16 protein-coding genes and 1 pseudogene are annotated in these 19,615 nt (G+C 69.6%); 7 read left to right on the forward strand and 10 right to left on the reverse strand.

Annotated features, from left to right (window positions below; translation table 11 throughout):
• Positions 1 to 6: 6 nt before the first annotated feature.
• The 6 genes and pseudogenes from ABLE88_RS17000 to putA form a co-directional block, all read right to left on the reverse strand.
• Positions 7 to 1,236: an ABC transporter substrate-binding protein gene (locus ABLE88_RS17000; RefSeq protein WP_348832876.1), complete on the reverse strand. Its 1,230-nt coding sequence runs from the start codon at positions 1,234 to 1,236 to the stop codon at positions 7 to 9.
• On the reverse strand, positions 1,229 to 2,239 hold the full coding sequence (locus tag ABLE88_RS17005) for a branched-chain amino acid ABC transporter permease (RefSeq protein ID WP_348832970.1): 1,011 nt from the start codon (positions 2,237 to 2,239) through the stop codon (positions 1,229 to 1,231). The genes ABLE88_RS17000 and ABLE88_RS17005 overlap by 8 nt, the downstream gene beginning before the upstream one ends.
• A 36-nt stretch (positions 2,240 to 2,275) precedes the next feature.
• Positions 2,276 to 3,151, reverse strand: a pseudogene (locus tag ABLE88_RS17010) (branched-chain amino acid ABC transporter permease); the annotation flags it as partial.
• An 18-nt stretch (positions 3,152 to 3,169) separates the two neighbouring features.
• Complete coding sequence (locus ABLE88_RS17015) at positions 3,170 to 3,871, reverse strand: ABC transporter ATP-binding protein (protein WP_348832877.1); 702 nt, start codon at positions 3,869 to 3,871, stop codon at positions 3,170 to 3,172.
• The gene (locus tag ABLE88_RS17020; protein WP_348832878.1) at positions 3,864 to 4,658 is read right to left on the reverse strand and encodes an ABC transporter ATP-binding protein; all 795 of its coding nucleotides are present in this window, start codon (positions 4,656 to 4,658) and stop codon (positions 3,864 to 3,866) included. The genes ABLE88_RS17015 and ABLE88_RS17020 overlap by 8 nt, the downstream gene beginning before the upstream one ends.
• Before the next feature lie 216 nt (positions 4,659 to 4,874).
• Positions 4,875 to 8,597 carry a trifunctional transcriptional regulator/proline dehydrogenase/L-glutamate gamma-semialdehyde dehydrogenase gene (gene putA, locus ABLE88_RS17025; RefSeq protein WP_348832879.1) on the reverse strand — a complete coding sequence of 1,241 codons (3,723 nt, stop codon included), beginning with the start codon at positions 8,595 to 8,597 and terminating at the stop codon, positions 4,875 to 4,877.
• Positions 8,598 to 8,929: 332 nt separating this feature from the next.
• Between putA and ABLE88_RS17030 the strand changes: the two genes are divergently transcribed.
• Positions 8,930 to 9,424: an Lrp/AsnC family transcriptional regulator gene (locus tag ABLE88_RS17030; RefSeq protein WP_348832880.1), complete on the forward strand. Its 495-nt coding sequence runs from the start codon at positions 8,930 to 8,932 to the stop codon at positions 9,422 to 9,424.
• A 20-nt stretch (positions 9,425 to 9,444) separates the two neighbouring features.
• Here the strand turns inward: ABLE88_RS17030 and ABLE88_RS17035 are convergent, their stop codons facing one another.
• The gene (locus tag ABLE88_RS17035; protein ID WP_348832881.1) at positions 9,445 to 10,185 is read right to left on the reverse strand and encodes a GntR family transcriptional regulator; all 741 of its coding nucleotides are present in this window, start codon (positions 10,183 to 10,185) and stop codon (positions 9,445 to 9,447) included.
• Between the two features lie 99 nt (positions 10,186 to 10,284).
• Between ABLE88_RS17035 and ABLE88_RS17040 the strand changes: the two genes are divergently transcribed.
• The 6 genes from ABLE88_RS17040 to ABLE88_RS17065 all read left to right on the forward strand — a co-directional run bounded on the left by ABLE88_RS17040 (position 10,285) and on the right by ABLE88_RS17065 (position 16,474).
• Positions 10,285 to 11,250 (forward strand): Bug family tripartite tricarboxylate transporter substrate binding protein, encoded by a 966-nt coding sequence (locus ABLE88_RS17040; protein ID WP_348832882.1) that lies wholly within the window; start codon positions 10,285 to 10,287, stop codon positions 11,248 to 11,250.
• Between the two features lie 88 nt (positions 11,251 to 11,338).
• Positions 11,339 to 12,481, forward strand: a complete 1,143-nt coding sequence (locus ABLE88_RS17045; protein ID WP_348832883.1) for a mandelate racemase/muconate lactonizing enzyme family protein — start codon at positions 11,339 to 11,341, stop codon at positions 12,479 to 12,481.
• A gap of 4 nt (positions 12,482 to 12,485) precedes the next feature.
• Positions 12,486 to 13,388, forward strand: coding sequence for a fumarylacetoacetate hydrolase family protein (locus ABLE88_RS17050; RefSeq protein ID WP_348832884.1), 903 nt, complete (start codon positions 12,486 to 12,488; stop codon positions 13,386 to 13,388).
• A complete protein-coding gene (locus tag ABLE88_RS17055) occupies positions 13,378 to 14,349 on the forward strand; it encodes a hydroxyacid dehydrogenase (RefSeq protein ID WP_348832885.1) in 972 nt (323 codons plus the stop codon). Before ABLE88_RS17050 ends, ABLE88_RS17055 begins: the two co-directional genes overlap by 11 nt.
• A 26-nt stretch (positions 14,350 to 14,375) precedes the next feature.
• Complete coding sequence (locus tag ABLE88_RS17060; protein ID WP_348832886.1) at positions 14,376 to 15,515, forward strand: mandelate racemase/muconate lactonizing enzyme family protein; 1,140 nt, start codon at positions 14,376 to 14,378, stop codon at positions 15,513 to 15,515.
• A gap of 185 nt (positions 15,516 to 15,700) precedes the next feature.
• Complete coding sequence (locus ABLE88_RS17065) at positions 15,701 to 16,474, forward strand: MarR family winged helix-turn-helix transcriptional regulator (protein ID WP_348832887.1); 774 nt, start codon at positions 15,701 to 15,703, stop codon at positions 16,472 to 16,474.
• A gap of 73 nt (positions 16,475 to 16,547) precedes the next feature.
• On the opposite strand, the gene ABLE88_RS17070 is transcribed toward ABLE88_RS17065, so the two are convergent.
• The 3 genes from ABLE88_RS17070 to ABLE88_RS17080 form a co-directional block, all read right to left on the reverse strand.
• Positions 16,548 to 16,868 carry a 2Fe-2S iron-sulfur cluster-binding protein gene (locus ABLE88_RS17070; protein WP_348832888.1) on the reverse strand — a complete coding sequence of 107 codons (321 nt, stop codon included), beginning with the start codon at positions 16,866 to 16,868 and terminating at the stop codon, positions 16,548 to 16,550.
• 15 nt (positions 16,869 to 16,883) lie between these two features.
• The gene (locus ABLE88_RS17075) at positions 16,884 to 18,083 is read right to left on the reverse strand and encodes a cytochrome P450 (RefSeq protein WP_348832889.1); all 1,200 of its coding nucleotides are present in this window, start codon (positions 18,081 to 18,083) and stop codon (positions 16,884 to 16,886) included.
• 584 nt (positions 18,084 to 18,667) lie between these two features.
• Positions 18,668 to 19,606 (reverse strand): LysR family transcriptional regulator, encoded by a 939-nt coding sequence (locus tag ABLE88_RS17080; RefSeq protein ID WP_348832890.1) that lies wholly within the window; start codon positions 19,604 to 19,606, stop codon positions 18,668 to 18,670.
• Between the last annotated feature and the right edge of the window lie 9 nt (positions 19,607 to 19,615).

Consider the following 19,615-nt stretch of genomic DNA (forward strand, 5'->3'; position numbering starts at 1 on the left):
CGAATTTCACTTCTTGACCAGCGTACATTCGCTCTTGGCGAGCGGAAGGAAAGCCTGATCGCCGGGAACCGTGGCGATGATGTTGTAATAATCCCACGGCCCCTTGGACTCGCTCGGCTTCTTCACCTGAACCAGCAGCATGTCGTGCACCATGCGGCCATCCTCGCGCACCTTGCCGTTCTTGGCGAAGAAGTCGTTGACCGGCAATTCCCGCATCTTGGCCGAGACCGCCTTGGCCTCGTCGGTGCCGGCCGCCTCGATCGCCTTGAGGTAATGCAGGATGGAGGAGTAGACGCCGGCCTGCAGCGCGGTCGGCATGGCCTTGCGCTGCTCGAAGAAGCGCTTGGCGAAGGCGCGGGTCTCCTCGTTCTGGTCCCAGTAGAAGCCCTCGATGAAGGAGATGCCCTGGGCGGTCTGGAGGCCGAGCGCGTGCACGTCCGAGATGAACATCACCGGCGCGGTGAGGATCTGCCCGCCCGCGGTGATGCCGAACTCGCCGGCCTGCTTGATCGCCGTCGTCATGTCCTTGCCGGCGGTCGCCAGCACGATGACCTTGGCCTTCGAGGCCTGGGCCGGCAGCAGGAAGGCGGACAGGTCGTTGGCGCCGAACGGATGGCGGATCGAGCCGACCACCTTGCCGCCATTGGCCTTGATGGCCTCGGTGGCGATCTTCTCCAGCGAATGGCCGAAGGCGAAGTCGGCGGTGACGATGAAGAAGGTGTCGTTGCCCTTGTCGATCAGCGCCTTGATGGGGCCGATGGCGTTGGAATAATTGTCGTACACCCACTGCACGCCGGTCGGCGAGCACTGCTTGCCGGTGAGGTCGGTGGTGCCGGGCGAGGAGAACAGCGCCACCCGGTCGCTCTCGCGCGTCAGCTGCTGGATCGCCAGCGCGATGGCGGAGTTGGTGACGTCCGAGATGGCGTCCACCTGCTCGTTCTCGATCCAGCGGCGGGCGATGCCGACGCCGACGTCGGCCTTGTGCAGGTGGTCGGCGCCGATGATCTCGATCGGCTTGCCGAGCACCTTGCCGCCGAAGTCGGCGGCCGCCATCTGGGCGGCGGCGAGGGAGCCGGGCCCGTTCATGTCGGCCCACTGGCCGGACATGTCGGTCAGGACGCCGATCTTGACCTTGTCGTTGCTGATTTGGGCCAGAGCCGGCAGGCTCGCGGCCAGCGTGCCGGCGCAGAGCGCCGCCGCGAGCCCTCGCGCCAAAGTGGAAGCTGTCTTACGCATCGGTGTTCCCCTCGTGTTGGGGCCGCAGCGCGGCCCGGACTGAAAAGGACGCCGGCCGGCCGGCGCGCCGGCGGGCGAAGGCGATGAGCTCGCCGACGATGCCGCGCCGGAACGCCAGCACGCACAGCACGAAGATCGCGCCGTGGATGACGATCACCCACTGGCCGAGCGAGGCGAGGTAGTTCTGCATCGCCACCACGACGAAGGCGCCGACCACCGGGCCGAACAGCGTGCCGACCCCGCCGAGGAAGGTCATCAGCAGCACCTCGCCAGACATGGACCAGTGCACGTCGGAGAGCGTCACGATCTGGCTGGTGATCGCCTTGGTGGACCCCGCGAGCCCCGCCAGCGCCGCCGAGAGCGTGAAGGCGACGAGCTTGTAGCGCGCGGTGTCGAGGCCGAGCGACTGGGCGCGCGGCTCGTGGTCGCTGAGGCCCTTCAGCACCAGGCCGAAGGGCGAGCCGACGAGGCGCAGGATCAGGAAGAAGCCGCCAAGGAAGATCGCCAGCACGAAGCCGTAGAGATTGGCCGGCTGGCCAAGGTCGATCAGGCCGAACAGGTGGCCGCGCGGCACGCCCTGCAGGCCGTCCTCGCCGCCGGTGAACGGCGCCTGGAGGGCGACGAAGTAGATCATCTGCGCGAACGCCAGCGTCACCATCGCGAAATAGATGCCGCTGCGGCGGATGGCGAGCCAGCCGGAGGCGACGCCGAGCAGCGCGGCGACCGCGGTGCCGGCGAGCACCGCGAGCTCGGGCGTGAGGCCCCAGACCTTGGCGGCGTGGCCGCAGACATAGCCCGCCGTGCCGAGGAACATGGAGTGGCCGAAGGAGACGAGCTTGCCGTAGCCGGCGATCAGGTTGAAGGCGCAGGCGAACAGAGCGAACAGCATGGCCTTCATCATGAAGCCGGGATAGATCGCGAGCGGCGCCGCAGCGAACGCGAGCGCCATGACGGCGAAGGCGATCATCTGCGTGCGCGGGCGCGCGCCGGCGCTCTCGAGCATCTCCTGGTGCGCGGCGCGCGCCGGCTCGGGCTTGGAGCCGAACAGCCCGGCCGGGCGCAGCAGCAGCACCACGGCCATCAGCACGAACACGATGGTGCTCGACAGTTCGGGATAGAACGCCTTGGTCAGCCCCTCGATCAGCCCGACCAGGAAGCCGGTGACGATCGAGCCCATGATCGAGCCCATGCCGCCGATCACCACCACGGCGAAGACGACGATGATGAGGTCGACGCCCATGGTTGGCCCGACCTGGTAGATCGGCGCGGCGAGCACGCCGGCGAGCGCGGCGAGGCCGACGCCGGCGCCATAGGTGAGCATGATCATGCGCGGCACGCGGATGCCGAAGGTCTGCACCAGCATCGGATTCTCGGTGGCCGCGCGCAGATAGGCGCCGAGCCTGGTGCGCTCGATCACGTACCAGGTGGCAAGGCACACGGCGAGCGAGGCGACGATGACCCAGGCGCGGTAGTTCGGCAGGAACATGAAGCCGAGCTGCTGGCCGCCGGTGAGCTCGAACGGGATCTGGTAGGGCTGGCCGGAGGAGCCGAAGGCGTTGGTGAACACGCCCTGGAAGATCAGCGCCAGGCCGAAGGTCAGCAGCATGCCGTAGAGATGGTCGAGCTTATACAGCCGCCGCAGCAGGAAGCGCTCGATGAGGATGCCGCTCGCGCCGACGATAAGCGGCGCCAGAAGCAGCGCCCACCAGTAGCTGATGCCGGCATAGGTCAGCAGCAGCCAGGCGGTCATGGCACCGAGCATGTATTGCGCGCCATGGGCGAAGTTGACGATGTTCATCATGCCGAAGATCACCGCCAGCCCGAGGCTCAGCATGGCGTAGAACGCGCCGTTGATGAGGCCGAGCAGCAGCTGGCCGTACAAGACGGCAGAGGGAACGCCGAAAATCATGATCATCGCGCGCGGGCCTTCCCGTCACAGTCCGAGGTAAGTCTTCAGCGTGTCCAGCCGGGCATCGAGCTCCCGGCCGGGGATCTCGTCGACGACGCGGCCGAGCTCGACGATGTAGTGGCGGTCGGCAAGGCCGGAGGCGAAGGCGACGTTCTGCTCCACCAGCAGGATGGTGAAGCCGAGCGCCTTGAGGGTCTCGATGGTGCGGCCGATCTGCTGGATGATGACCGGCGCCAGCCCCTCGGTCGGCTCGTCGAGCAAAAGGATGCGCGCGCCGGTGTGCAGGATGCGCCCGAGCGCCAGCATCTGCTGCTCGCCGCCGGACAGCTTGGTGCCCTGGCTGTCGAAGCGCTCCTTCAGATTGGGGAACAGCGCCAGGATCTGATCGATCGTCATGCCTCCCTTGGCGAGGCGCGGCGGCAGCAGCAGATTCTCGCGCACGCTCAGGCTGGAGAAGATGCCGCGCTCCTCGGGGCAGAAGGCGATGCCCTTGCGGGCGATCTCGTAGGGCGGGGCGGCGATGATCTCGGCCGCGCCGACCCGGATCGAGCCCGCGCGCCGCTCCACCAGGCCCATGATCGCCTTCAGCGTGGTGGTCTTGCCGGCGCCGTTGCGCCCGAGCAGCGTCACCACCTCGCCGGCGCCGATGTTGAAATCCATGCCGTGCAGCACCTGGGAATCGCCGTACCAGGCTTCGAGCCGGCCGACCGCGAGGGCCTCAGCCATGGGCGCGCGCCCCGCCGGCCTGGCCGGTATAGGCCGCCATCACGTCGGGCCGGGCGGAGACCTCCTGGTAGGTGCCTTCCGCCAGGATCTCGCCGCGGACCATCACGGTGATCCGCTCGGCCAGTTCCGCCACCACCTTCATGTTGTGCTCCACCAGCAGCACTGTGCGCCCGGCGCCGGCGGCGCGGATCAGCGCGGTGATGCGGCCGATGTCCTCCCGCCCAAGGCCGGCCATGGGTTCGTCCAGCAGCAGGATCCGGGGTTCGAGCGCGAGCGTGGTGGCAAGCTCCAGCACCCGCTTGCGGCCGTAGGAGAGGTTGCCGGCAAGCGTGTCGGCGTCGTCCAGCAGGCCGAACGCGCGCAGCTGCGCGTCGGCGCGCGCGGCGACCTCGGGGTGGCGCGAGACGCGGCCGAGCAGGCTCCAGGCGATGCCCGCGTGCCGCAGCAGAGCGAGCTCCAGGTTCTGGCGCACGCTCAGGCTGGCGAACACCGCGGAAATCTGGAACGAGCGGACCACGCCGCGCTTGGCCATCTCCGGCATGGCGATGGGGGTGATGTCCTCGCCGTCGAGGAGGATCGCGCCGGAGGAGGGCGCCAGATACTTGGTGAGCAGGTTGAAAAGCGTGGTCTTGCCGGCGCCGTTCGGGCCGATGACCGCCTGGATGCTGCCGCGGGCGAGGCGGAAATCCACATTCCTGACGGCGAAGAAGCCGCCGAACTCCCGGCTCAGCCCCTTCGCTTCCAGCGCGCAATCCACCGTGTCCATCGCCGACACCCGTTGTTCCATGCGCGAATCCTGCGGATGAAATTTCCAATCGTCAACTTTATTTCCTATCAGCGTCGCTGAAAAAACTGGCGCGCTTTGCTCAGAAAATGGGCTCGGCCCCGGCGCGCCGCGCCGGCCGACGCCGCGCCCTGCCGGCACCTGTCGGCATCTGCGGGTGCCGGGCGGCACGGGCCGTCGAGGCGCCGCGGCGCGCGGTGTCCGGCCCGCCGAGGCCCGTCAGCTGAGGGCCATCAGGCTCGCATTGCCGCCGGCCGCCGTGGTGTTGATGGAGGTGGAGACCTCCTCGATCAGCCAGTCCAGGCAATAGGCGCCGGGGTCCTCCAGGAGGTCGTCGGTCGCCGCCGCCTGGACCAGCGCCAGCGGGCCGCCAAGGTCGGCGAGGCGCCGGTTGGCGGCGCGCACGCGCTCCGCATCGCCCTCGATGAGCGCGCCCGCGAGCGGGCCCGCGGCCTCCCAGTCCGAGGTCCAGGAAAGGCGGCCGGCGACGGCGGCGGGAACGCCGGCCAGCGTGTCCCGCAGCCCGGCGGGCGCGTCGATCACCGCCGCGTTTCCGGTCGCGAGGATGGCGGCCAGCTGGCGGTGGAGCCCATGCGCGGTGAGCGGCACGGCGAGGATGCGGCCCCGCGGCCGCAGGCCATAGAGGTTCAGCTCGCCCACCGGGCCGGCCAGCTCGCGCTCCAGCCCGAGCGCCGAGCGGCCGGCAATGGCTCTGGCCGCGGCGGCATCGTCGGAGAGCCCGCTCGCCTCGAGCCATTGGACGAGATCAGCCAGCGCCGGATCGTCCTGTGGCGCGGCAGGCCGCGCCGGCGCGGGCGCGCGCCGCACCAGGCGGCCGAGATAGAGCGGGCCGCCCGCCTTCGGGCCGGTTCCCGAAAGCCCGCGCCCGCCGAACGGCTGGACCCCCACGACCGCGCCGATCATGTTGCGGTTGACGTAGAGGTTCCCGGCCATCACGCGCCGCGACACATGAGCGATGGTCTCGTCGAGCCGCGTGTGCAGGCCGAAGGTGAGGCCGTATCCGGTGGCGTTGATGTCGTCGATCAGCCGGTCGAGGTCCGCGCGCCGATAGCGGATCACGTGGAGCACCGGGCCGAACACCTCGCGCTTCAGCTCGGACAGCGTCTCGATCTCGATGATGGTCGGCGCGACAAAGGTGCCCTTCCAGGTGCCCGCGGGCAGCTCCAGCTGCACCACCTTGCGCCCGAGGCCGCGCATGCGTTCGATGTGCTGGTCGATCTCGTCCTTCGCCTGCCGGGTGATCACCGGGCCGACGTCGACGCTCAGCCGGTCGGTGCGGCCGATGGACACTTCGTTCAGCGCGCCGACGAGCATTGCGAGGGTGCGCTCGGCCACCTCCTCCTGCAGGCACAGCACGCGCAGCGCCGAGCAGCGCTGGCCGGCGCTGTCGAACGCGGAGGCGATGACGTCGGCGACCACCTGCTCGGGCAGCGCCGAGGAATCGACGATCATGGCGTTCTGCCCGCCGGTCTCGGCGATCAGCGGGATCGGCCTTCCGTCCGCCGACAGCCGCTGGGCGAGCTGGGCCTGGATGCCGCGGGCGACGCCCGTGGAGCCGGTGAACAGCACGCCGGCGGTCTCGGCGGCGCCGACCAGCGCCGCGCCGAGGCTGCCGCCGCCGGGGGTGAACTGGAGCGCGCCGCGCGGAATGCCGGCCTCGTGCAGGATCTTCACGCTCTCGCAGGCGATGATCGGCGTCACGCCCGCCGGCTTCGCCATCACCGCATTGCCGGCGACCAGCGCGGCCGCCACCTGGCCGGTGAAGATCGCCAGCGGAAAGTTCCACGGGCTGATGCACACCACCGGTCCGAGCGGGACCTGCGCGGGCCCTAAGGTCTTGCGCGCCTCGCTGGCATAATAGCGCAGGAAGTCGGCCGCCTCGCGCACCTCGCCCAGGGCATTGGCCGCGGATTTTCCCGCCTCGCGCATGAGCAGGCCCATCAGCGTCTCGGCGCGGGCCTCGACGAGGTCGGCGGCGCGCTCCAGGCGCGCCGCCCGCTCGGCCGGGGCGACGGCGGCCCATGCCTTGGCGCCCTGAAGAGCGAGACGGGCGACCTGCGCCGCGTCCTCCGCCGTCAGTTCGCTCACCTGCCCGACGGTGTCGCCTTGGTCCGCCGGGTTCAGGATCGGCCGCGGGGCCGACGGAAACCCGGCCGCGGGCGAAAAGCCGTCGGCGAGCAGGGGGGCCGCATGCCATGCCACGTCGGCGGTCGCGGCGAGGTCGCGCGACAGCGCGGCGAGCGTGTCCTCGTTGGTCAGATCCAGGCCCTTGGAGTTGACCCGGTCGGCGCCAAAGAGATGGCGGGGCAGGGCGATCTTCTCGTGCGGCAGGCCGATCGCGGGCATCGCCGCGACGATGTCGACCGGGTCCGCCACGAGCTGATCGACCTTCACCTTCGGATCGGTGATGCGGTTCACGAAGGACGAGTTCGCGCCGTTCTCCAGCAGGCGGCGCACCAGATAAGCGAGCAGCGTCTCGTGCGAGCCCACCGGCGCATAGATGCGGCACGGGCGATCGAGGCGCTCCTTGCCCACCACCTCCTCGTAGAGCGGCTCGCCCATTCCGTGGAGGCATTGAAACTCGTATTGGCCGATTTCGAAGTCCGGGCCGGCCAGGTGGTAGATCGTCGCCAGCGTCTGGGCATTGTGGGTGGCGAATTGCGGGAAGACCGCGTCGGTCGCCGCCAGAAGCTTGCGGGCGCAGGCGATGTAGGCGACGTCGGAGTGGACCTTGCGGGTGTAGACCGGAAAGCCGGCGAGGCCGTCGATCTGCGCGCGCTTGATCTCGGCGTCCCAATAGGCGCCCTTGACGAGGCGCACCATGATGCGCCGGCCGGAGCGGCGGGCAAGATCGATGATGTGGTCGATCACCAGGGGGCAGCGCTTGCCGTAGGCCTGGACCACGAAGCCGAGCCCGCTCCAGCCTTCGAGCCGCGCGTCCAGGGCGAGTTCCTCGAGCAGATCGAGCGAGAGCTCCAGCCGGTCCTGCTCCTCGGCGTCGATGTTGAGGCCGATGTCGTAGTGCCGGGCGAGCAGCGCCAGCGCGCGCAGCCGCGCCAGCAGCTCGGACATGACGCGCGCCGCCTGCGCCCGGCCGTAGCGCGGGTGAAGCGCCGACAGCTTGATGGAGATGCCGGGACCCTCATAGACCCCGCGCCCGTTCGCGGCCGTGCCGATGGCATGGATCGCGCGCTCGTAGTCGCGGTGGTAGCGATCGGCATCGGCGGCGGTCATAGCCGCCTCGCCGAGCACGTCGTAGGAATAGCGGAAGCCGCGCGCTTCCATCGGGCGGGCGCGCTCGAGCGCCGCCGCGATGGTCTCGCCGGTGACGAACTGCGCGCCCATCAGGCCGATCGCCAGGTCGACGCCGCGCCGGATGGCGGGCGCCCCGCAGCGGGCGATCAGCCGGGTGAGGGCCGCCGAGAGGCCGCGCGCCTCGCCCGCGGAGGTCAGCCTGCCGGCGACGAACAGGCCCCAGGTCGCGGCATTGACGAACACCGAGCGGCCGCCGCCGAGATGGGACATCCAGTCGCCGGTCGCGATCTTGTCGCGGATCAGCGCGTCGCGGGTGGCGGCGTCGGGAATGCGCAGCAGCGCTTCGGCGAGGCACATGAGGGCCACCCCCTCCCGGCTGGAGAGCGAATATTCCCGCACCAGGCCCTCGACGCATCCGCCCTGGGGCTTGGCGCGCAGCGCCTCGACCAGGAAGCGGGCGGTGCCGGCGACCGCGCTCTTCATGGCGGGGGCGAGCCGCGCGGCCGCGACCAGCGGCGGAACGCAGGTCTCCTCCGGGCGCAGGCCGGCGGCGGTGATGGCCTGGCGCAGCGCACTCTGCGGCCGGACCGGCGGCGCGAACTGCGCGAACGGCCGCGACGGCTTCGAGTCCGCGGCGGCCCGGTTGATGGCGGTGGTGTCGAGCATCGCGGCTCCCCTTGAAAAGCCAGGCCCTGAAACGCGGCGACGCCGCGGCCGGACGAGAGCCGCGTCCCGCTTCGGGAGCCGTCTGAGTGATCTCAGAATAGCATTTGAGGGCTGCGCGTTCAGACCTGAATACACCGCAGCAAAGGGCATTACGACCAAATATGTCGACAAAAATGTGCGAAAGATAGAGAATATGGGAGAGTTATGGGAAATTCGACTAACGACGCAGGGCGCCGCGCACGGCGCCAGGACGGGGGCACCGCGGCATCGCTTGGTCCGGCCTGATCTTCAGCCGGCGTCGTCCGCTTCCGATCCCGAGAGGAGCGCGCATTGTGACCAAGGATGGCTTCGATCGCAGTCCGATCGACGAGTTCGATCGCAAGATCCTGGACGTGCTGGTGGAGGATGGCCGCGTGTCGATCACCGACCTCGCCGAGCGGGTCGGTCTGTCGAAGACGCCGTGCCTCGCCCGCTTCAGGAAGCTGATCAGCGCCGGCTATATCGAAGGCTTCAAGGCGATCCTCAACCCGGCGAAGATCGAGCTCGACCACGTCGCGTTCACCGAGGTGAAGCTCACCCAGACCGACGAGAAGGCGCTCTCCGAATTCAACGCCGCGGTGAAGAAGATCAAGGAAGTCGAGGAGTGCCACATGATCGCGGGCCGGTTCGACTACCTGCTGAAGGTGCGCACGCGCGACATTCGCCGCTACCGGCTGATCCTCGGCGAGAGCATTTCCGGCCTGCCTTACGTCGCCAGCACGTCCACCAACGTGGCGATGGAGACGGTCAAGGAATCGGGCAACAGCTTCGGCAGGGCCCGGTCCTGACGCTCACGGCCGCCTGAGGCTCACGGCGCCGCCACGCCCGGGGCGTTGGCATTGCGCGCGCCTTCCCGTCCGGGGCGGCGGATGCGGCCCGACGGGTCGGCGAGGCTGAGCAGATAGGAGCCCGCCTCCTCGATGTCGGCGACGATCTCCGCCTCGGCGCCGGCGCCGTCCTTCACGCGGATCGCGTCGAGCGCCGCCTGGTGGTGGTCGGTGCCCTTCAGCGACACCACGTATTCTGGCACGACGAAGGACAGGATCGGCCCGCACCGGAGCCAGAGATTCTCGATCATCTCGAGCAGGATGGGGATGCCGGCGAGGGCGTAGATGCCAAAATGGAAGCGCCGGTGGATGTCGAGATAGGTGTCCAGCTGGCGCTGCGCGATCATCCGCCGCATGTCGGCGAGCAGCCCCTCGAGCGCCACCACGTCCGCCGCGGCGGCCTTCGCCGCGGCCTCCCGCGTGGCGCGTCCTTCGAGCTCGGTGCGCACCACCATGAGGTCCGTCAGCGCGCTCGACCGCAGATCCGGCACCAAAGCGGAATTGCGCGGCCCCTGGTCGAGCACCCCCTGGGCGACGAGCCGGGACACGGCATCGCGCACCGGCGTGATCGAGGTGCCGAAGGTTTCCGCCAGCTGCCGCAGCACCAGCGCGCTGCCTGGCTCGAAGCGGCCCGCGAGCAAAGCTTCGCGGAGCTGGCCGTGGGCGCGGTCCCACAGCGGCTCGCGGGCGATCCGGGAGAGAGACTGGTCGGCCAGATTCACGTGCACCTCCGTCGGACCGAGCGGATCATCGCAGAAGGGCGTTGACAAGCCCAGTGCATGTTGTTTGTTATAACAAATAACACAAACGGGAGAAGCGCCATGTTCGTCCGTCTCGCCTCGGCCGCTGCGGCCACACTGGTTCTCGCGGCCGCGCCCGCGGCGGCCCAGGACAAGTTCCCCTCGCGCGAAGTGCGGCTCGTCGTGCCGTGGAACGCCGGCGGCTCCAACGACATCGCGGCGCGCAAGCTGGCGCCGATCCTGGCCGAGAACGGCGTCAACATCATCGTCGACAACGTGCCCGGCGGCACCGGCACCATCGGCATGGGCCGCGTCGCCAGCGCCGCCCCCGACGGCTACACGCTCGGCATGGGCACCTCCTCCACCCTGTCCATGATCGCCCAGGGCAAGACGCCGCTGCGCAACGATCAGTTCACCGGCATCGCCCGGATCTCCAGCGATCCTTTGATGCTGCTGGTGAACACCGACGGGCCGAAGGACATCGACGCCTTCGTGGCGAAGATGAAGGCGAACCCCGGCAAGGTCACCATCGGCACGCCGGGCAGCTACAACATCAACCACATCTTCGCGACCATGACCGCCAAGGCGGCGGGCGTCGACTATGTGAACGTGCCCTATCCGGGCGGCGCCAAGGTGATCGTCGACCTCGCCGGCGGCCAGGTGGACGCGGGCGTGCTGAAGCCGTCGGAGAGCATCAGCCAGATCAAGGCCGGCCAGGTGAAGCCCATCGCGGTGTTCGCCAACGAGCGGCTCAACGTCTTCCCCGACGTGCCGACCATGAAGGAGAAGGGCTTCGACGTGTTCCCCTACGGCCCGGTGGTGCAGATGGCCTATGTGGTGGGCCCGGCGAACCTGCCCCCCGCGGTGCGCAAGACCCTGGTCGAGGCCTTCCGCAAGTCGATCCAGGACCCGCGCTTCAAGGCGTTCGCGGCCGAGAATGGGGTTCTGGTGGACGACCTGACCGGCGACGCGCTGGATAAGGAAGTCAACGACGTGCAGAAGTCCCTCAACGCGGTCGCCACCCAGGTCTTCAAGGGCAAGGACTGATCCGGCCCGACCGGTTCGGGGCCGGCCGCGGGCCGGCCCGTCGGGCCAATGCCATTTCCCTGTCCGTTGCGAACAGAAAGAGCGCGTCGTGAGCGTCATCAAGTCCGTCAAGGCCCACGTGATGTCCTCCCCCGTGGAGAAGCCCTTCACCTCCTCGCGGGGCTGGCTCTACAAGACGCGTGGCACCTGCCTCGTGGAGATCGAGACCGCCGACGGCATCGTCGGCTGGGGCGAGTGCTACGGCCCCTCGGCCGTCGCCAAGGCCTTCGTCGAGACCCAGTTCGGCCCCCGCATCGTCGGGCGCGACCCGTTCGACGTGGAGGTGATCTGGGAGGACCTCTACAACCGCATCAAGGACTATGGCAGCAAGGGCATGTCCATCGCCGCCATCAGCGGCATCGACATCGCCTTGTGGGACATCGTCGGCAAGTCCTGCGGCAAGCCGGTGCACAAGCTTCTTGGCGGCGCCTTCCGCACCGAGGTCGACTGCTACGCCACCGGCCTTTATTTCATCGACTTCGACCGCCTGGTGGAGGAGGCGGTGGAGGAGGCCGTGGGCTATGTCGAGGAGGGCTTCAAGGCCGTCAAGATGAAGATCGGCCTCGGCAACATCCACAAGGACTACGAGCGGGTGAAGGCGGTGCGCGAGGCGGTCGGCCCCAACATCCGCCTGATGGTGGACGCCAACCACGCCTTCTCGGTGCCGGTCGCCATCCGCCTCGGCCGCAAGCTCGAAGAGCTGGACATCGAGTGGTTCGAGGAGCCCATTTCGCCGGAGGACATCGACGGCTACGTGGAGGTCTCCCGCGCCCTCGACATGGCGGTGGCGGGCGGGGAGAACGAGTTCACCCGCTGGGGCTTCCGCGACGCCATCGTGCGCAAGGCCATGGACATCGTGCAGCCGGACGTGTGCGCCGCCGGCGGCCTGTCGGAATGCAAGAAGATCGCGACGCTCGCCTCCACCCACGGCGTCGAGTGCGTGCCCCACGCCTGGGGCTCGGCGGTGGGGATCGCCGCCACTTTGCACTTCCTCGGCTCGCTCGCCGACCAGCCGCCGAGCCTGTTCCCGTTCGAGCCGCTCTTGGAATTCGAGCAGTGCGAGAATCCGTTCCGCGACCACCTCGCGAAGGAGCCGATCGTGCAGGAGCGCGGCCGGGTGAAGATCCCCACCGGTCCCGGCCTCGGCATCGAGATCGATCGCGCGGTCATCGACCGCTACAAGGTGGGCTGAGGCCATGCGCTTCGTCACCTTCTTGAAGGACGGAACGGCGCGCGCCGGCGTGCTCCTGGGCGACGGCGCGGGCGCGGACGATCAGGTCTGCGACCTCGCCCATCCCGCCATGGCGGACGCCCTCGCGGGCCGTGCGCCGGACGTGGCGGCGCTGGTGAAGGCCGGCCTCGCCGAGGCCGCCGCCGCCATCGCCCGGCACGGCCTTGCGCCGCCGGCGCGCCTCGCCCTCGGCGAGGTGGAGCTTCTCGCCCCCTTCGTGCCGGAACGCATCTTCGCGCTCGCCTACAATTATCGCGACGCCCTGGAGGAGCGCGGCATGGCGCCGCCGGCCGCGCCGGTACTGTTCATGAAGCAGCCCTCCACCGTGGTCGGGCCGGGCGCGCCGATCCTGCTGCCGCCGGACATCGGCGGCTGCACCTACGAGGTGGAGATCGCCGCCGTCATCGGCCGGCCGGCCCGCGGGGTCAGCCGCGAGGACGCGCTGGCGCATGTGTGCGCCTATGCGGTGTTCAACGACATCAGCGCCAGCGAATTGATCAAGCGCGACGGCGGCTTTGCCCGCGGCAAGAACCTGCCCACCTTCGGCCCGCTCGGCCCGTTCCTCGCCACCGCCGACGAGATCGGCGATCCCCACCGCCTCGCCTTGAGCCTGGAGGTGGACGGCGTGCGGCTTCAGGAGGGGGTGTCCTCGAACCTCGTGTTCGACGTGGCGGACCTCGTCTCGCGCCTGTCGCAGGACCATGCGCTCGCGCCCGGCGACGTGATCGCCACCGGCACCCCGGCCGGCGTCGCCGGCATGCGCACGCCGCCGGCCTGGCTGAGGCCCGGCTCGGTGGTGCGCGCCAGCGTCGAGGGCCTCGGCACCCTTCCCAACCCGATCACGCAAGGCGACCCCTATGGCCAGTGACGCAAGGCCGGTGGTGTTCGCCACCAACGCGCTCCACCCGGACGGCGCGGCGCTGCTCGCGCCCCATGCCCGGGTGGTGGTGGGCGCGGACACCTCCGACGACACGCTGCGCGCCGGGGTGCGCGAAGCCGACGCGGTGATCGTGCGCGCCAAGCTGCCCGCGGGCGTGTTCGCGGGCGCCGCGCGCCTCAAGGGCGTGGTGCGGCACGGCGTGGGGCTGGACTTCATCCCCGTCGCCGAGGCCACCGCCCTTGGCATCCCGGTGGCCAACCTGCCGGGCAGCAACACCCAGACGGTGGCCGAATATGTCTTCGCCGCATTGTTCGCGCTGCGCCGGCCGCTGGCCCGCATGGACGCCCGCCTGCGGGCGGACGGCTGGAACCCGGCGCGCGGCCTCGCGGACGGCACGCAGGAGATCGCCGCCACCACGCTCGGCATCGTCGGCCTCGGCGCCATCGGCCAGCGCGTCGCCGCCATCGCCGCCGCCGGCTTCGGCATGCGCGTGCTCGGCGCCTCGCGCTCGGGAAAGGCGCCCGAAGGCGTGACGCCGGTCAGCCTCGACGAGCTGTTCGCGCAGGCCGACGCCGTCGTCATCGCCTGCCCGCTGACGCCGGAAACCACCGGCCTCGTCTCCGCCGGCCTCATCGCCCGCATGAAGCCGGATGCGGTGCTGGTGAACCCGGCCCGCGGCCCCATCGTCGACACCGCCGCGCTGATCGCGGCGCTGAAGGCGGGCCGCATCGCCGGCGCCGCGACCGACGTCTACGACGTCCATCCGGTGCCGCCCGACAGCCCGCTCTTCGCCTTGCCGAACCTCATCATGACGCCCCACGGCGCCGGCATCACCGCCACCTCCATGCGGGCCATGAGCATCGGCGCCGCGCAGGAGGTGCTGCGCATGTTGAACGGCGAGGCGCCGAAAAACCTCGTCAATCCTGCCTACCGCCAGCCCGCCGCCTGAGCGGCGCTTCCAAGACCGAGAGCCCCATGCGCATCGCTTCCATCAGAGCCGTCCCGATCTCGTTCCGTGTGCCCGAGGGCAAGAAGGTCACCCTCGGGATCGGCCGCGCGGTCAAGCGCGACGCGGTGCTGGTGCGGGTGGAGACGGACGCGGGCGTGGTGGGCTGGGGCGAGGCCCATCACGGCCGCTGCCCCGGCGCGGTGGCAAAGCTGATCGACACCACTTTGTCCGAGCTGGTGCTCGGCATGGATGCGCTCGACGTGGTGGGCGTGTGGCAGAAGGTCTACCGCATGCAGCTGGCGAGCCACGGCATGGGCGCCGCCGCCGCCATGGCGCTGAGCGGGCTCGACATCGCCTTGTGGGACATCCGCGGCAAGGCGATGGGCCAGCCGGTCCACCGCCTGCTCGGCGGCGCGCCGAAGCCGATCAAGGCCTATGCCGGCGGCATCTCGCTCGGCTGGCAGGACCCCAAGGGGCTCGCCGAGGAGGCGCAGAGCTATGTGGCGCAGGGCTACACGGCGCTGAAGCTGCGCGGCGGCGACGCCCCCGCCCGCGACATCGCCCGCATGGAGGCGGTGCGCGCCGCCGTGGGGCCGGAGGTGGACATCCTGGTGGACGGCAACACCGGCTGCACCCCCGACCATGCCCGGCGGGTGATGCCGGCCTACGAGGCGGCGAACGTGGGCTGGTTCGAGGAGCCGTTCCCGCCGCAGGACTATCGCAGCTATCAGGATCTCGCCAAGCTCGGCCGGGTGCCGCTGGCGGCGGGCGAGAACCATTACACCCGCTTCGAGTTCACCCGCCTGATCGCGGATGGCGCGGTCGCCTTCGTGCAGCCGGATCTCTCCAAGGCGGGCGGCATCACCGAATGCCACCGCATCGCGGTGCTCGCCTCCGCCTGGAAGCTGTCGGTGAACCCGCACACCTCCGCCACCGGCATCAACATGGTGGCGACCCTGCACCTCATGTGCGCGGTGGACAATCCGGGCTATTTCGAGGGCGACGTGGCGCACCACAACCCGTTCCGGGACGAGGTCTGCGGCTTGCCCTACCACCTGTCGCCCGACGGCACGGTGACCTGCCGCGAGGGGCCGGGGCTCGGCATCGAGGTGGACGAGGCGTTCCTTGCCGCCCACCCGCTGATCGAGGGCCCCTGCTACGTGTGAGCCCGTGGGGACGGGCGGCCCTCGGCGCCGGCCGCCGCGGCGTGAAGCCGGCCGAGAGCCCATTGCCGGTGCGGCCCTCGCCTTCGCAGACACTTTGATCGCCCTTCCTCCCCTAGGGCAGGCGCCGATCGGCTCGCGCCGCAAGCTGATCGGGCGACGCGTTCGCTCTCCTCGATCGAGCGGGCATGTCACCGATCCAATGGATTCGATCGGGCCGGATCGCGCCCGAGGCCGGACGCCTTCGGCGTCCATTGTTGATCCCCTCCGACGGCGCGCGCTTTTGCTTGGCCGAGGTCGACTTCGGTCGAACTGTATTTTATCTGTTCTCGGAATTGGCGCTTGCCTCCATGCGTTCGTATGCGCTAAATCCCGCTGATTCCATTGCACTGAATTATGGCGCCTCTCCGATGGCCAAGCCGAAATCGAGCAAGAAGCGCACAGGGCGTCGGCTTCTCGACCTCGATCGTCATGTCCCCTATTTCTTCACGAATATTTCCAGCCGCCTGTCGCGGGGGGCATCCCAAACCTATCTGAAGTACTTCGGCGTCGGGATTACCGAGTGGCGCGTCATCGCCGTCCTGGCGCTTATGCCCGACATCAGCGCCAACCAGATCTGCGCGGCGGTTGGCCTCGACAAGGCCGCCGTCAGCCGGAGCCTGCAGACGCTCGAACGCCGCGGCCTCGTGGCGATGACCGACGACCCGCTGGACAACCGCTCCCGCAGCCTGGCGCTCACCGCGGCGGGCGACGACCTGCACGACCGCATCATCGACGTGGCGCTGGAGCGCGAGACGCGGCTCCTGTCGTGCCTGACGACGGACGAGGTCGAGGGCCTGGTCCTGGCGCTGCGCAAGATCCGGTCCCAGATTCCGCTCGTGAACGCCTATGATCCGAAGCTCGCGCCGTTCGAGCCGCAGGTCGATGCCGCCGCGCGCGTGGAGCGGCGCAAGCGCGGGTGAGGGCGGCGGCCGCGTCATGCCGGGGAACCGCCGGGGGGCGCCGACGGTGACGATCGACGCGGGCGGCCATCGCTCAGACCTGGGTGTGCGGCAGCGCGACCCTGAGCCCGTCGAGCTCCGGCGTGAGCGTCACCTGGCAGCTCAGGCGGCTGGTGGGACGGCGCTCCGACGCGGTGGACTCGAGCATCTCGTGCTCCACCGCGTTGACGGGGGGAACCAGGTGCGCGAACGGCGCATCGAGATAGACGTGGCAGGTGGCGCACATGGCCGATCCGCCGCATTCCGCGAGGATGCCCTCGACGCCGGCGGCGACCGCGGCCTGCATCAGGGTGGCGCCGGCCGGCGCGTCGATGCTCTGTTCGCGACCGTCGCAATAAAGGAAGATGATCCGCACGAATTGGCCTCCCGCTCAGCTTCCGAGCCGCAACGGCAGGCGCACGAAGCTGCGCAGCGTGTTGTGGATCAGCGCGGTGGGCGGGCCGGCGAGGGCGATCCGCTCGAACCGGCGCGCGAGCGCGGCGAGCACCGCCTCCACCTCCATGCGGGCGATCATCTGGCCGACGCAGCCGTGGATGCCGAAGCCGAAGCCCACATGGCCGAGCGTCTTGCGCTTCACATCGAAGCGGTCGGGGTCCTCCCACTGGCGCGGATCGCGGTTGGCGGCGCCGATCAGCACCAGGACCTTGGCCTCGGCGGGCAGGACCGTTCCCTCCAGCTCCACCTCGCGGGTGGTGGTGCGGAAGAACGCCTGGAACGGCGATTCGAAGCGCAGCACCTCCTCGAAGGCGGCGCGCGCCAAGGCCGGATCGGCGCGCACGCGCGCCCACTGGTCGGGATTGCGGGCGAAGCAGTAGAGCGCGTTGGCGATGCCGGCCGCGGTGGTGTCGACGCCGGCGGAGAGAAAGGAGCGCACGATCAGCGCGGCCTCGCGCGCGCTCACCGCGCCCTCGTCGGCCGCGGCGTAGATCTGGGCGCCGAGGCCGGACGGCGTGAGCACGTCGCGCTGGCAGGCGCGCTCGATCCAGGGGACCACCTGCGCCGCATGGGCCATGGCGCGCTCGAACCGCTCGTTGCGCGGGCCCATGGCGTTGAACACCATGTTGCCATAGGCGAGCAGGTGGCGGCGGCCCTCCGCGGGGACCCCGACCGCGTCGGCGAAGACCTTGAGCGGGAAGGCCTCGGCGAGCAGCGGCACGGCGTCGAAATCGGCGCCGTCGGGCAGCGCCGCGACCAGTTCCTCGGCCGCGCTCTCGAAGCTGGATTTGAGGCCCCGCAGCGAGGCCGGGGAGAGCGCGCGGCCGATGACCGCGCGGTTGCGCGTGTGGTCCGGCGGGTCGGTCTCCAGCAGCAGGCTGGGCGTGCGCCAGGGCGTTTCGACCTTGAAATTCGCGAGGCCGACGCCGGCGCCCGAGCAGAAGGTCTCCCAGTCCCCGAGCACCGCCTTCACCGGGGCGGCGCGGGCGACCGCGAACACCTGCCATTGCGCGAGCCAGACCACCGGCCCCGCGTCGCGCAGCTGCTGGTGGAACGGGTAGGGGTCGCCCAGATAGGCGTCCGAGAACGGATCGATGTCGGATGTGGCGGGCGCGCCACGGGGGGCTTCCAACATGGCGGTTCTTCCCAGCTTGCGCCGCAGGCCGGCCGCGCGCGCGGCCGAAGGGCGGTTCTTGTTCTGTCGCCGCGCACGGCGGCGTCTTTGCGATTTTGTTGCCATATCAACGTTGCGACGTCAACTATATCGCCGGCGCGGGCGCCGGCGCGCCGAGCGTGACCTTGTTGATCTGGCAGCGGACGTCAGCCCCGACACCACGGGGATGCAAGGACCGCCGGGCTGCGGAAACAGCGTGGCCGTCCGGCCGTCCCGCAGAGCGGCGATGTCCGCCAGCTGGTGCCTCGGCTCCACCCCGGGCCTGGCGATCGCCAGGCGGGGCGAATTGGCCAGCGCACCCATCCCGCCGCGCCGCCGCATGATCGGAGCCTTCGCCTTTGGGGGATCGGCTGAACGGACGGGCGATCTTGAACATTCATCCGCGAACTCCGCTCGGCCCGCTTGGACTCGAAATTGACTTAGGCCCTGCGCCGCCCAAATGGGCGTAAGAATGCGGGCTCTTGAGCAGCGCTGCCCGCGGACATCAGGATCCAGGGTTGGGCGCAAAAATCATAAATTCAAATAATGTATATGTATGATGTAGATCAGTTAGATAGATGGGCGTGTGGCTGCGCGGCAGGCTGGGGGCCGATGCCCGCTTCCCGCAAGTCTGCCGCGATCATGTCGATCAGCTTGCGCGCGGCCAGGCTGAATGGGCGCCCCGGGCTCCGGGCGCAGACGATCTGGCGCGTGATCCGCGGCCCGAAGATGGGTTGGACGTGGAGCGTGCCGTCGCGCAGGCTCGGCAGGATGGCGAGGGGCGGCAGCATGGAGACATAGCCGGTCGTCCGCTTCAGGAAGGCCTGGATCGTGTACAGGGCGTCGATCTCGATGCGCGGGACGAGCTTGATCCCGGCGGTCTCGGCCGCGACATCGATCACGTTGCGCAATCCCTGGGGCCGCGGCGGAATGACGAGCTGCATCGCCGCCGCATCCTTGAACCTGACGGGTCCCGACGGCCGGTGCCCGCTTTGCGGCGCGACCAGCATGAGGTCTTCGTCGAGCAGGTGTTCGACTTCCAGGTCCTGAAGCCCGGGCATCTTGTTGACGATGATGACGTCCACCGCGCCCGATCGCAGCCACTCGGTGAGCGTGGTCGAGTAGCCCTCGACCACGGAGACCTCGACGTCGGCGTGCTGGCTCGTGAAGCGCGCCAGCGAAATGTCCAGCGTGCTGGCGGTCAGGGATGGGATCACGCCGATGGCCACGCGCCCGGACACGATGCCGGTGCGGTTCACCATCTGCTCGTAGGCCTCGGCGAAATCGCGCACGATGGGCTTGTAGAGCCGATGCAGGAGCTGGCCCGCGGGGGTGGGGATGATGCCCTTGGGGCTGCGGTCGAACAGCTTGTCGCCGAGCTCCTGCTCAAGTTTGGCAAGCTGGGTGCTCAGGGCCGGCTGGACGATGTTCAGGCGGCGCGCGGCGCGAGTGACCGAGCCCTCCTCATAGAGGCAGAGGAAATACTGGATCTGACGAAGGTCCACGACTGCTTC

It is taken from the genome of Xanthobacter luteus, from assembly GCF_040049235.1.
Taxonomy (GTDB): Bacteria; Pseudomonadota; Alphaproteobacteria; order Rhizobiales; family Xanthobacteraceae; genus Xanthobacter.